Origin of the sequence: Nonomuraea sp. NPDC050394, assembly GCF_044459065.1 — a bacterium.
GTDB lineage: Bacteria > Actinomycetota > Actinomycetes > Streptosporangiales > Streptosporangiaceae > Nonomuraea.
The window spans coordinates 381,683-394,019 of the sequence record NZ_JBITIO010000009.1 but is presented as its reverse complement, the minus strand read 5'-3'; the positions used below and the strand labels follow the sequence as shown (position 1 = coordinate 394,019).

Annotated in this window: 11 protein-coding genes; 1 reads left to right on the top strand and 10 read right to left on the bottom strand. The window is 72.2% G+C overall.

Annotated features, from left to right (window positions below):
• Positions 1–427 precede the first annotated feature (427 nt).
• From ACIBKY_RS33160 to ACIBKY_RS33115, 10 genes are read right to left on the bottom strand one after another with little or no spacing between them, the layout of a single operon-like run.
• Positions 428–1,117, bottom strand: coding sequence for a class II aldolase/adducin family protein (locus ACIBKY_RS33160; protein ID WP_397102849.1), 690 nt, complete (start codon positions 1,115–1,117; stop codon positions 428–430).
• Positions 1,114–1,866: an SDR family NAD(P)-dependent oxidoreductase gene (locus ACIBKY_RS33155; RefSeq protein WP_397102847.1), complete on the bottom strand. Its 753-nt coding sequence runs from the start codon at positions 1,864–1,866 to the stop codon at positions 1,114–1,116. The genes ACIBKY_RS33160 and ACIBKY_RS33155 overlap by 4 nt, the downstream gene beginning before the upstream one ends.
• The gene (locus ACIBKY_RS33150) at positions 1,863–2,144 is read right to left on the bottom strand and encodes a hypothetical protein (RefSeq protein WP_397102845.1); all 282 of its coding nucleotides are present in this window, start codon (positions 2,142–2,144) and stop codon (positions 1,863–1,865) included. Before ACIBKY_RS33150 ends, ACIBKY_RS33155 begins: the two co-directional genes overlap by 4 nt.
• Positions 2,141–4,135: a hydantoinase B/oxoprolinase family protein gene (locus ACIBKY_RS33145; RefSeq protein WP_397102843.1), complete on the bottom strand. Its 1,995-nt coding sequence runs from the start codon at positions 4,133–4,135 to the stop codon at positions 2,141–2,143. The genes ACIBKY_RS33150 and ACIBKY_RS33145 overlap by 4 nt, the downstream gene beginning before the upstream one ends.
• The gene (locus tag ACIBKY_RS33140; protein ID WP_397102841.1) at positions 4,135–6,252 is read right to left on the bottom strand and encodes a hydantoinase/oxoprolinase family protein; all 2,118 of its coding nucleotides are present in this window, start codon (positions 6,250–6,252) and stop codon (positions 4,135–4,137) included. The genes ACIBKY_RS33145 and ACIBKY_RS33140 overlap by 1 nt, the downstream gene beginning before the upstream one ends.
• A gap of 15 nt (positions 6,253–6,267) precedes the next feature.
• Positions 6,268–7,734, bottom strand: coding sequence for an aldehyde dehydrogenase family protein (locus ACIBKY_RS33135; protein WP_397102839.1), 1,467 nt, complete (start codon positions 7,732–7,734; stop codon positions 6,268–6,270).
• Positions 7,727–8,941 carry an FAD-dependent monooxygenase gene (locus ACIBKY_RS33130; RefSeq protein WP_397102837.1) on the bottom strand — a complete coding sequence of 405 codons (1,215 nt, stop codon included), beginning with the start codon at positions 8,939–8,941 and terminating at the stop codon, positions 7,727–7,729. Before ACIBKY_RS33130 ends, ACIBKY_RS33135 begins: the two co-directional genes overlap by 8 nt.
• A 13-nt stretch (positions 8,942–8,954) precedes the next feature.
• A complete protein-coding gene (locus ACIBKY_RS33125; protein WP_397102835.1) occupies positions 8,955–9,521 on the bottom strand; it encodes a maleylpyruvate isomerase N-terminal domain-containing protein in 567 nt (188 codons plus the stop codon).
• Positions 9,522–9,526: 5 nt separating this feature from the next.
• A complete protein-coding gene (locus ACIBKY_RS33120; protein WP_397102833.1) occupies positions 9,527–10,354 on the bottom strand; it encodes a fumarylacetoacetate hydrolase family protein in 828 nt (275 codons plus the stop codon).
• On the bottom strand, positions 10,351–11,469 hold the full coding sequence (locus tag ACIBKY_RS33115; protein WP_397102831.1) for a cupin domain-containing protein: 1,119 nt from the start codon (positions 11,467–11,469) through the stop codon (positions 10,351–10,353). Before ACIBKY_RS33115 ends, ACIBKY_RS33120 begins: the two co-directional genes overlap by 4 nt.
• A 48-nt stretch (positions 11,470–11,517) precedes the next feature.
• Here ACIBKY_RS33115 and ACIBKY_RS33110 point away from each other — a divergent pair, with 48 nt between their 5' ends.
• A complete protein-coding gene (locus ACIBKY_RS33110) occupies positions 11,518–12,267 on the top strand; it encodes an IclR family transcriptional regulator (RefSeq protein WP_397102829.1) in 750 nt (249 codons plus the stop codon).
• The last annotated feature ends 70 nt before the right edge of the window (positions 12,268–12,337 follow it).

Below are 12,337 nucleotides of genomic sequence, written 5' to 3'. Positions count from 1 at the left end.
GTCCGTACGCCACCCCGTTCACGATCCTGTCGAGCCGGTCCAGCATGACCGTCTCCACGCTGAACAAGTCGCAGACCAAGATCCCGGACGCCTGAGCCTTGAGAAACTGAGCCCCTGCCGGAGCGCTGGATCGAAGCCTGCCCTCTTCAAGATCGCCCACCCGGTGAAGTTGCTGGCCCAGGAAGAGGCTTCGTCGTTGAGTGCACCCCGCCTGATCAGAGCCTCGGCAGGCTTGGTGCCCCTCTCGGGTCCTTCATCGCTCGATGCCGAGGCAGCACGGCGTTCAGGGCGGTCATGAAAACGTGTGAGAAGCGGGTCCTTTTCCCTGTCCCGCCCGATCAGGTATGAGGTGGTGGCGGGACCCGCGAGCCGAAGAGTGCGACGATTCCGGCGTGGTGGCGCAACGAGGTGAACGCGAGACCCTCGATCAGCCCGGGAGCCGCCGGACCAGGTACTCCCACACCTGCTCCACGGCGTCCGCATGGAAGATGTGCTCGCGTTTGGAGAGTGATTCTCCGGGGTCCGACCAGGTCGGCCAGGTGCCGAAGCCCCGGGTGAGCCACTGCTGGTAGGCGGCGCGCTCCAGGATGATCGCGGCCACCGTGGCGGCCCGCAGGGTGGGGCCGACGGTGACGATGCCGTGGTTGACCAGGAAGACCGCCGAGGTCCCGGCCAGCGTGCCGGCCACCGCCCGGCCGAGCTCGCGGGTGAGGATCAGGTCGGCGGTGTCGGTGAAGCGGGGTACCCCGGGCGGCACGAAGTAGTTGGCCGCGTGACTCACCGGCAGCAGGTCCTGGCCCGCGGCGGCGAGGGCCACGGCGTAGGGCGAGTGCGTGTGCACGACGCCGCCGACGTCGGCGCGGGCCGCCATGATCTCGGTGTGGATCGGGTACTCGCTGTGCCTTGGTCCCCGCCCCTCCAGAACGTCCCCATCCGGCCCGACCAGGTGGACCCGCTCCGGGGTGATCTCCTCCATGCCCCACCCCGCGGCCTTGATCCAGACGCCACGCCCCTCGGGATCGCGGGCGGAGGCATGTCCCCAGACGAGGTCACCCTGCTCGGCGGCGCCCAGGACACGCGAGGACAGGGCGACGAGTTCGCGGATCTCGTCGCTCATCGGTGCACCAGCCCGCCGTTGACGCTGATCGTCTGCCCGGTCAGGTACGCGGAGTCGTCGCCGAGCAGAAAGGCCAGCACGCCGCTCATGTCGTCGGGACCGGCGGCCCGGTGCAGCGCCTGGGCCGCGATCATCGCTTCCCGCTGCGCGGGCGTGACCGTCTCCCTGGCCACCTCGGTGTAGACGGGCCCCGGTGACAACGTGTTGACCCGGATGCCGAACTCCCCCAGCTCGCGGGCCATCGAGTACGTCATGCCCTGCACACCGCCCTTGCCGGCGACGTAGTGCAGGTAGCCGGAACGGCCGAGCTGCACGGCGTCGGAGCCGATGTTCACCACGCTGGCCGAGGCCGAGGCCCGCAGCAGCGGCAGGAGCACGGACGTCAGCAACCAGGGCCCGCGCAGGTTGACCGCCATCAGCCGGTCCCATTCATCGTCGGTGATCTCCCAGAAGGGCTTCATGCGGATGGTGCTGAAGATCGCCGCGTTGTTGACCAGGCCGTCGACCCGGCCGTGGGCGCCGCCCAGGTGCGCGGCCAGCGCCTCGCAACTGCCCCGGTCGGCGACGTCGAGCGGGTACGCGAGTGCCTTGCCCGGGCCGCCGAGCGAGGCGGCGGTGGCTTCGGCGCCCTCGTGGTTACGGTCGGCCAGCACCACGGTGCCGCCCTCCTCGACCAGGCGGCGCGCGTAGGCGGCGCCGATGCCCTGGGCCGCGCCGGTGACAACGATGATCTTCTCGGCGAGGCTCACGCCAGGCTCCAGGTGCGATAGGAGGGTTCGTCGGCGGGGACGATCTCGGTGGACAGCAGGGTGAGGCATCCGGGGCAGAACGCCTGGCGCAGCGCGATGGGCCGGTCCACGAAGGCGGAGGGGTCGGCGTGCACCCCGGGGCCGGCCTCCACGGACGGCCGCTCCCGCCGTAGCGCGTGGCTCATCGGCGCCGCGGCGTGGTCGCCGACCCTGGCCCCGCAGTGCCTGCACACCACCGCACCGCTCTCGTCGGCACGCAGGTTGACGTCGAGGTTCACGGCTTCACTCCTTCGGGGACGTCGGGCGGGGTCAGTCCGGCCCGCTCGTATCGCAGCCGCCGCCGTAGCGACGCGGTGGCGGCCAGGTCGGCCGTGCGCTCCGGGGTGAGGGCGACGCCGTACACATCGTGGGCGGCGCGCTCCGACACCTTGCCGCCGCGCACGTCGGCGGCGACGCGTTCCGGCTCCCGGTGCAGTGGGTCACCGATGCCGCCGCCACCCTGCCAGTGGGTGAAGTACACGTCACCGGCGGCCAGATCGGTTTCCAGGTGCGGTGGCAGGGTTTCCGGCGTGCCGCCAAGGTCGGGGATCGTCTGCGGAATGCGCCCGGCGGCCAGTTGTTCGCGCACGCTGGAGCCACGGACGAGTACGTCCCACTGAGTGGCGGCCGGGTAGCCGCCCGACAGTCCGGGGGCCTGCGGCACGGACTTGCCGTTCGCCGAGACCACCAGGTGCACGCCATCGGCCGGCGAGTCATGGGGGATGAAGCAGCTGGAGGCGCCGACGCCGCCCCGCCAGCGGCCCGGCCCGCCGGAGTCGGGCTCCTCCCGCCGCCACAGGTACAGCATGGGGAAGCTGAACTCGTTGATCTCGACGTCCGCGATGCGGCCCATGGGGATGCAGTTCTCGCCTCCGGTGTCGACGCCGTCGCCGTCGATCCTGGCTCCCAGCCCGCCCGCCATCGAGTCGCAGAGCATGGTGGCGAAGCCGTTGCCGCGCTGGTCGACTCCGGCCAGCAGCGCCAGGTCGAAGGTGCCGGAGCACACGCTCATGGCCGAACGGCTCAGCTCGGGGTGCGTGCCCAGCATGGCGGCGACCGTCTCGGAGACGGCGTTCTGGGTGGCCCAGGCGGAGTTCACCGATCCCTTGCCGATGCCGGCGGGGAAGGTGCAGTTGTTGATGGTGCCCGGCTCGCTGACGATGTCGACACAGCGCATGATGCCGCCCGGCGACCACGACATGTCCGGGCAGAGCATGGTCAGCATGATGGGCAGGACGCCGCCGCGCAGCCCGGCCAGGGTGCAGTTGATGATGCCGTCGACCTGCGGGTCGGTGCCCGTGAAGTCGAATACGAGCCGGTCGTCGCGCTTGCTCATCGCGACGACGATCTTGTGGATGCCGCGGTCGCCGGCGCGGGCGCCGTCCTGGTGCGCGACCGCCGACCAGGTACCGTCGGGCAGGGCGCGCAGTTTGGCGCGCAGGCGGGTCTCGGCGTCGTTCATCATCTTCTTCATCACGGCCTTGACCGTGTCCGGACCATAGGTGCCGATCAGCGCCGTGATCCGGTCGTGCGCGACGTTGTTGGCGCCGATCTTGGCGCGCAGGTCAAGACCGACCAGCTTGGGCACGCGCGAGCGGCGGAGGTACATGTCCTCGATGTCGGAACGCAGCCGCCGCCCCTCGACAATCTTCACCGGCGGGATCGGGAGCGACTCCCAGAACACGTCATGGCCCTCGACGGACCAGCTGCCAGGCGACACCCCGCCGAGGTCCACCTGGTGGGCGACGACGCTGGTCCAGCAGAACAGCCGGCCCTCATGGAACACCGGCGCGAGCACGGTGACGTCGTTCTGGTGCAGGCCGCCGCCGACCCACGGGTCGTTGAGCAGGAACTGGTCGCCCGGGCCGATGCCGGGGTTGGCGGAGCGGTTGCGCAGTGTCCAGCGCACCGCCATGTCCAGGGCGGAACCGAGCTGCATGTTGTACAGGCCGACCTGCACGGTCTCGCCGGCCTCGTCCATGATGCCGGTGCCGAAGTCGTTGCAGTCGGTCACCACGACCGAGCCGGACATGCGCTTGACCGCCTCACCCATGTCATCGGTGATGGCGACCAGGCGGTGCCGGACGACCTCGTAGGTCAGCGCGTCGACCTGGCCCGGCGCGTCGTCGCCGATCGTGTGCAGGTCGAGCGCGCCGGAGACGTCGGCGTCGTCGAGCGGCCGTCCGGTCTGCGCGAAGCGCTCGGACCCGGCGACGGGGATGGCGGGCATCAGGAATCCTCCAAGCGGGAGCCGGTGAAGCGGATGACGAGGTTGCCGAGCCGGTCGACGGTGGCGTCGCAGCCGGGCGGCAGGGCGACCGTCGTGGTGGGCGCCTCCACGACGGCCGGCCCGCTGATCCGGTGGCCGGCGCCCAGGGCGCGGTAGTCGTAGATCGTCGCGGGCGAGCGTCCGGCGCGGATGTCGAGGAACACCTCCCGCACGCCGCTGGGTTCGGGCCGTGCGGCGGACGGTTCCGGATGGTCGGGAAGCGCGGGGGCGATGGGCAGCGCGCCGACCGCGCGTACCCGGTAGGTGATCAGCTGCAGGCCGGCGTCGGGGAAGCCGGTGCCCACGCCGTACAGGGACTCGTAGCGGGCTTCGAAGTCGGCGCCGACGCGCTCGACCTGCTCCGTGGTGAGCGTGCCGCCCGGAACGGGGGTGGTGACCTCGGCCAGTTGCATCGTGTAGCGCAGGTCGGCCTCCCGCTCGTGGACGACGCCGGAGAACGTCAGCCCCTGCTCCGACAGCCGCAGCTCCAGCTCGGCCTCGAGCGCGGCGTAGACGGCGTTGACCGTGGCGGGGTCGACGGGCATCTGCGCGGGCTGGGAACGTTCCGCGGTGAGCACGATGTCGGAGGAGGCCAGGCCGAAGGCGGAGAACACCGCGGCCGTCGAGCCGAGGGGCACCACGACCTCCTTGACGCCGAGGTCCCTGGAGTAGCTCGCGCAGTGCATCGGGCCCGCGCCGCCGAAGGCGTACAGGGTGAACTCCCTCGGGTCCTGGCCGGAGTTGACGACGACCTTGCGGACCAGGTCGGCGGTCTGCGCGTTCTGGATCGCGTAGATCGCCGCCGCGGCTTCCTCGACCGTCAGGCTCAGCGGGGTGGCCACCGCCTTGTCGATGGCCTCGCGAGCCAGCTCGATGTTGAGCTTCTTGCGCCCGCCGAGGAAGTTGTCCGGGTTGATGATGCCCAGGACCAGGTCGGCGTCGGTGACCGTGGGCTCCCAGCCGCCTTCGTCGTAGCAGGCGGGCCCGGGGCGCGCGCCGGCGCTGCGCGGGCCGACGCGCAGGTTGCCACCCGGGTCGACCCAGGCGATGGCGCCGCCGCCGGCGCCGATGGTGTGCACGTCCACCATCGGGGTGCTGATCGTGTACTGGTTGAGCACGGTACTCGTCGCGCCCACCGGCCTGCCGTCCACCACGAGCCCGACCAGGAACGTGGTGCCGCCCATGTCGGTCGAGACGACCTTGCGGGTGTCCAGGGCGGCCGCCATCCGGGCGCAGCCGACGACGCCGCCGGTGAGCACCGAGCCGATGGTGGTGATGCCGTGCGCGGGCGCGTCCTTGGCCGTCACGCATCCCCCGGAGCCCTGCATGACCAGCAGCGCCCCGGTCAGGCCGCGGCGGCGCAGCTCGGCTTCGAGCGGCGCGAGGTAGGCGCCCAGCTTGGGCCCGACCTGGGTGTTCATGATGGTGGTCACGCTGCGGGAGTACTCGCGGATGCGTGGGCTGACCTCGCTGGACAGCGCGACGTACAGGCCGGGTGCCTCCTCGTGAATCAGCTCGCGCACCCGCCGCTCGTGCGCGGGGTTGCGGAACGACCACAGGAACGACACGGCGATGGCCTCCACGCCGTCGGCCACCAGTTCGCGCACCGCCGTCCGGACGCCCTGTTCGTCCAGGGGCACGACGACGGCGCCCTTGTAGTCGACGCGGCCGTCGATCTCCTTGACGCGGTGGCGGGGCACCAGCGCCGCCGGCTTGGCGGTGCGGGCCATGTGCTGGATCTCGTCCGGGCCGAGGCCGGCGTAGCGGCCTTCGAGGTTCATGATGGTGATGGAGTCGGCGTGCCCTCGGGTGGTGAGGAAGCCGACGTCGGCCACGTCCCCGGTGACCAGCGCGTTCAGGGTCGAGGTGGTGCCGTGGACGATGTACTCGGTGTCGGCCAGGAGTTCGGCGGTGCCGATGCCGAGTTCCGCGGCCAGCTCGTCGATGGCGTTCAGGAACCCCTCGGCGAAGTCCGGCGGGGTGGACGGGGTCTTGGCGGCGGCGAGCCGGTTGTGCTGGTCGGCGGCGAAGGCGTCGGTGAACGTGCCGCCGGTGTCGATGCCTATGACGTACGGCATGGATACTCCTGAAGGTCAGAACAGGACGTTGATGGCCTTGAGCTCGGTGTAGGCAAGCAGTTCCTCGAGGCTTTCCTCCCGCCCGACACCGGAGCCCTTCACGCCGCCGAACGGCACGTTGGGAAAGTGCCGCGAGGAGCCGTTGATCCAGACGAAACCGGCCTCGAAGGCGCGGGCGACGCGGTGCGCGCGGCTGACGTCGGCGGTCCAGACGCTGGCGGTCAGCCCGTACGGCACGCCGTTGGCGATCCGCACGGCCTGCGGCTCGTCGTCGAAGGGGATGACCGACAGCAGGGGCCCGAAGACCTCCTCCTGCGCGATCCGCGCGTCCGGGCGCACCCCGGTGAACATGGTGGGGGCGACGAACAGGCCGTGGTCGAGCCCCGCGGGCCGCCCGCCGCCGGTGACCACGGTGGCGCCCTCGCGGACGGCGAGGTCGATGTAGGCCAGCGACTTGTCGTACTGGGCGCGGTTGATCATCGTGCCCTGCTCGGTGTCCTCGTCGAACGGGCTGCCGATCTTGCGGGCTTCGATGAGCCGCGCGATCCGCCCGACCAGCTCGTCGTGGACGTCCCGCTGGACCAGCAGCCGTGAGTTGGAGCCGCAGGACTGGCCGGACCACGTGAAGTTCATGCCGAAGACCGCGCCCTCGGCCGCGGCGGCCAGGTCGGCGTCGCCGAAGACGACCATCGCGTTCTTGCCGCCCAGTTCGAGGGAGACGTCCTTGACGCCGGTCTCCGCCGCCGCGCGCTGGATGGCCCGGCCGGTCGGCTCGGAGCCGATGAAGCCGATCCGGCGCACGTGGCGGTGCCGTACCAGCGCGTCGGGAACGGCCGGGCCGTCGCCGACCACGACCGACAGCACGCCCGGCGGGAAAATGCCCGCGGCCAGCTCGGCCAGGCGCAGCGCGGACAGCGGCGCGGCGTCCGGCGGCTTGAGGATGGTCGGGTTGCCCGCGACCAGCGGCGCGGCGACCTTGCAGGCGAACATCAGCGGGTGGTTGTACGGCACGATGCGCGCGACCACGCCGGCCGGTTCCCGCACGGTGACGTGCAGGCCGGTGCCGGCGGGTACCGTCGTGCCCTTCAGCTCCAGGGCGAGCCCGGCGAACAGGCGAAGCTGCGACAGGGCGGTCGTCACGTCGAGACGGGAGTTGGTGATCGGGGAGCCGGCGTCGACGGTGTCCAGCAGCGCCAGTTCCTCACCGTGCGCCTCGATCGCGTCGGCGAGTTCGAGCACCAGCTTCGCCCGCTCGGCGGCGGGAGTGTCGCGCCACGTCGAGCGGGCGTCGGCCGCGGCCCGGGCGGCCGTGTCCACGTCGCCGGCGTCGGCGTCGGGCACCCGGGCGATGACGGTCTCGGTGTAGGGGCTCACCCTGGCGTAGGTGCGGCCCCGGGCCGCGGGAGTGAGCTCGCCGGCGATCAGGAGCTTCCACTCCCGGTCCAGGAGCTCGGCGACCTTGGGTGGCAGCGCGTCAGGCATGGGTGCTCTCCTTGGGTCCGGCAGGACCGTACAACCAGTCGGTGTCGGTGAAGTCGCCCGCCTCGCGGCGGGAGAACAGGGCATTGCGCAGGTCGCGGGCGAGCCCGTCGACGTGCCAGATGTCGCCCCAGACGCGGGCGGTGCGCTGGACGCGCGCGGTGCGCGGCACACGTTCCGCGGCGTAAGCGCGCAGGGCCTTGTCGACGGCGGCGGCCTCGTCCTGGCCGGGCGGCAGGTGCCTGCCGACGGCGTCGGCCAGCGCGGCGGCGTCCTCGATGGCCTGGCAGGCGCCCTGCGCGAGGTACTGCAGCATGGGGTGGGCGGCGTCGCCGAGCAACGCGGTCCGCCCGGCGACCCAGTCGCCGATCGGCTCGCGGTCGGACATGGGCCAGCGGCGATCGCGCCAGAGCGCCGGCACGGCCGCGCGTACCTGCTCGCAGGTGACCGAGAACGCCTCGTCGAGTTCGTCGGGCAGCCCCCAGTCGGCGTGCCCGGCGGCGTAGCGCGGGCTGCGGAAGACCGCGACCTGGTTGTAGACGGTGCCGCCGCGCAGCGGATACTGCACCAGGTGCAGCCCGGGGCCGAACCACACCACGACGTCGGTCAGCGCGCTTCGCGCGCCCACCTGCTCGATCGGCACGGCGCCGCGGTAGGCCACGTAGCCGGAGCAGACGGGCTCGTCGGCGCTGAGCAGGGTTCGCAGGCCGGAGCGCAGTCCGTCGGCGGCGACCGCGAGCGCGGCTTGATAGCTGGTGCCGTCGGCGCAGGTCACGGTGACGCCGTCGGCGTTGTCGGCGACGGCGGTGACGTGCCGGTCGTTGTCGAGCAGCACGCCGTGCTCACGGCACGCCTCCAGCAGGATGTCGAGCAAGTCGCTGCGGTGCAGGACGACGTACGGCCCGCCGTACCGGCGGCGGAAGCGCTCGCCGAGGTCGAGATGGGTCAGGCGGGCACCGGTGAGGGCGTCGTTGAAGACCAGCCGCTCGGGCAGCACGCCGGCCGCGACGACCCGTTCGAGCACGCCGAGCCGGTCCAGGATGCGGGTGGCGTTGGGGGCGAGCTGCAGTCCGGCGCCGATCTCGGCGAACTCCCCGGAACGTTCCAGCACGCGCACCCGGCGGCCGGCCCGCGCGCAGGCCAGCGCGGTCGCGAGGCCGCCGATGCCGCCTCCTGCGACGAGGATCTCGTCCGATCGGTGGTGTGTCATCAATCTCCTCCTGCTACAGCCAGGCGCTCAGGGACGGGGCCCGGCCGGTGCGGCCGGTGAGCCAGGCGGCCAGGGCTGCGGCCTGGCCCGAGCCGGCGTGCCTGGCCGCCGCGTCGGCCGCGAGCGCGGCGGTGAAGTCGCCGGGCAGGTTCGCGAACGTGATCCCGGTGTCCAGGTCGACCGTGTGCACCATGACCTCGCGGGCTCGCAGCCAGGCGATCTCGGCCGCGGGCACCTCCCGGCCCTGGGCGGTGACCACGGTGCGCGCCAGCGCGTCGGCGTCCAGGCCGCCGAAGCCGGCGGCCAGGGCGGCGGCGGAGGCGTGCGCCATCTCGCGCAGGCGGGCCGGGGGCAGACGGCAGCCCTCCTCGATCTCGGCGTTCCGCCGGCCGCCGGGGTACATCGGCGTGCGCTCGCCGGTCCGCGCCCAGTGCGTGAGTCTCCGCAGCGCCTCGGCGTTGAAGTGGACGTGCGCGACGACGTGCGCGCGGCTCCAGCCGGGCAGCAGGGACGGCGCGGCGAACGCGGCGTCCGTCAGGCGGTCCACGGCGGCCAGGAACAGCCGGGTGCCTTCTGCCATCCATGTCATGGTCTGCGCACCACGTTGCTCAGCCGGCCGATCCCGGCGATCTCGGTCTCCAGGCGCGCGCCCTCGGTGAGGTAGCGGGCCGGTGTGCGCGCGTGACCCACGCCGCCGGGGGTGCCGGTGGCGAGCACGTCGCCCGGCTGCAGCGTGAGGATCGAGGAGACGTAGCCGACCAGCTCGACCGGGGAGAACACCAGGTCGGAGGTGTCGGCCCGCTGCGTCTGCGTGCCGTCCACGTGGCAGGTGAGCGTGAGGGAGGGCGCCACGTCCCCGGGCAGTTCGTCCGGGGTGACCAGGACCGGGCCGAACGGCGCGGTGGCCTCGAACGTCTTGCCCTGCAGCCACTGGGGCGAGCGATACTGCCAGTCGCGTGCCGTCACGTCGTTGAGCACGCTGAACCCGGCGATCGCCGCGGCGGCCTGTTCCGGTGTGGCCCGCCGTACCGGCGCGCCGATGACGACGGCCAGTTCGGCCTCCCAGTCGAGCGCCCCGGACTCCGGTGGCAGCTCGATGGCGTCGTCCGCGCCGAGCAGCGCCTCGGGGTACTTCGCGAACAGCGTCGGGTACCGCGGCAGGTCCCGGCCCATCTCCTTGATATGGGTGCGATAGTTCAGGCCCACACAGACGATCTTGCCTGGCCGGGGTACGACGGGTGCGTACGTGAGCCCGTCGGCGCGGCGGGCGGGACCGGGCGCCGCGGCGGCCTCTCGCCAGCCGGGGCGGCGCAGCAGTTCGCCCACGTCCGCCGCCCCGAGATCGACGTAGTCGTCACCGTCCAGCCGCACCGCACGGGTCGTGTCCCCCTCGCGGATGGTCGCCAGCCTCATCGGGCCGCCCCCTCGACCCGCACGCGGTGCTGGTGCAACCGCTCGAAGATGGGCGTGTCGCTGAAGCGGAACAGGTCGGCGCCGGAGTCCGTCGAGAGTGTCAGCGGTTGCCACGACGGGACCACGAAGAGGTCGCCGCGGGTCGCCGTCCACGCGGTGTCGCCCACCCGGACCTCCGCCTGCCCGGTGAACACCTGGAAGACCGAGGAGCCGACCTCGCGGCGGGTGGCCGTGGCGGCGCCGGGGACGAGGCGGTGGAACTCGGCCCGGATGGTCGGCATCACGTCCCCGCCGGTGGTGGGGTTGGTGAACCGCACGGCCGCGTGCCCCGGCTCCACCACGCCCGGGTGGCCCTCGCCGGCGAGGGCGAGCTGGTCGGTGAGGGCCTGGTCGGTGTGCTCCCAGCGGTAGGCGGCGATCGGGGAGCTGTCGGTACGTTCCCCTGCCGAGGAGACCGGGCGCAGCCCGGGATGGGCCCACAGGCGTTCGGCCCGCGAGCGGGCGGGGGTCTCCCGCTCGGTGACGGTGTCCGGGCCCAGCTCGAAGAACGCCGAGCCCATGTGGTGGACGAACGGGATGTCCAGTCCGTCGATCCAGGCCATCGGCGCGTCGCTGACGTTGTGATGGCCGTGGAAGCGCCAGCCGGGGGTGAGCAGGAAGTCGCCCCGCCGCATGGCGACCGGGTCGCCGTCGACGACCGTCCACACGCCCTCGCCTTCCACGACGAAGCGGAAGGCGTGCTGGGTGTGGCGGTGCACCGGGGCGTCCTCGCGCGGGCACAGGTACTGGATCGCCGCCCACAGCGTGGGCGTCGCGTAGGGCGCCCCGCCCAGCCCCGGGTTGGCCAGCGCGATCGCGCGGCGCTCTCCGCCGCGGCCGACCGGCACCAGTTCCCCGGCCCGGCCGGCCAGCGGCAGCAGGTTCTTCCAGCGCCACAGGTGGGCGCGGGCCGCGGGTGCGGGCTGCGCCGGCATCAGGTCGCCGATCTCGGTCCACAGCGGCACCAGCAGCTCGTCCTCGAAACCGCGGTACAGCGCGTCCAGCTCGGCGCTGCGCGCGGGCTGACCGGGAGCATCGGTGGCCTCGATGCGGACCGGACTCTCGATGGGTGTCATGCCTCACACTATGGGGATATTCCGCGGTAAGGGATACAGTTTTCTACTGTGAAGAATAAGCCTCCCTATGCGATCGACTCCGTGGATCACGCCCTGCTGCTCGCCCAGACCCTCCAGCAGGAGGGCCGGCTGCGGGTGACCGACGCGGCGGAACGGCTCGGCGTCTCCAACTCCACGGCCCACCGGCTGCTGGCGATGCTGGTCTACCGTGACTTCGCCGAACGCACGGCCGACCGCAAGTACGTCCCCGGCCGCATGCTCCGCCCCACCCAGCGGAGCGAGGCGCCGCTCGCCCTGCTGCGCCATGTGACGCTGCCGCACCTGCGCGCCCTGACCGACAGGCTCGGCGAGTCGACCAATCTCGTCGTGCTGGTCGGCACGGAGGTGCGCTTCGTCAGCACGATCGAGTGCACCCGGCCGCTCCGGGTGGGCGACCGGGTCGGCCAGGCGCTGCCCGCGCACCTGGCCTCGGGCGGCAAGGTACTGCTGGCCGCGACGCCGCCCGGCGAGCTCGAGGCGTTGTACGACGGCTCCGTGGAGGTCGACCTGCCCCGGCTGCGCCGCGAGCTCACGCTGGTACGCAAGCGCGGCTTCGCGGTCAACGACCAGCTCACCGAGACGGGCGTCACCGCCATCGGCGCCGGTTTGCGCGACGTGTCCGGCAGGACGGTGGCCGCGATCAGCCTGGCGATGCCGACCGTCCGGTTCGACCGCGACCGCCTCGCGGGCTGGGTCACCGAGCTGTCCACCACGGCGGCCCTCATCGAACGTGACTTCGCCGCACGTCATGAGGGGTGAGCGGCCCAGCGATTCTGGATAGCAGAATCTTATAGTCGTACTGAAGAACCGGATGCATCCTTGGACTCTC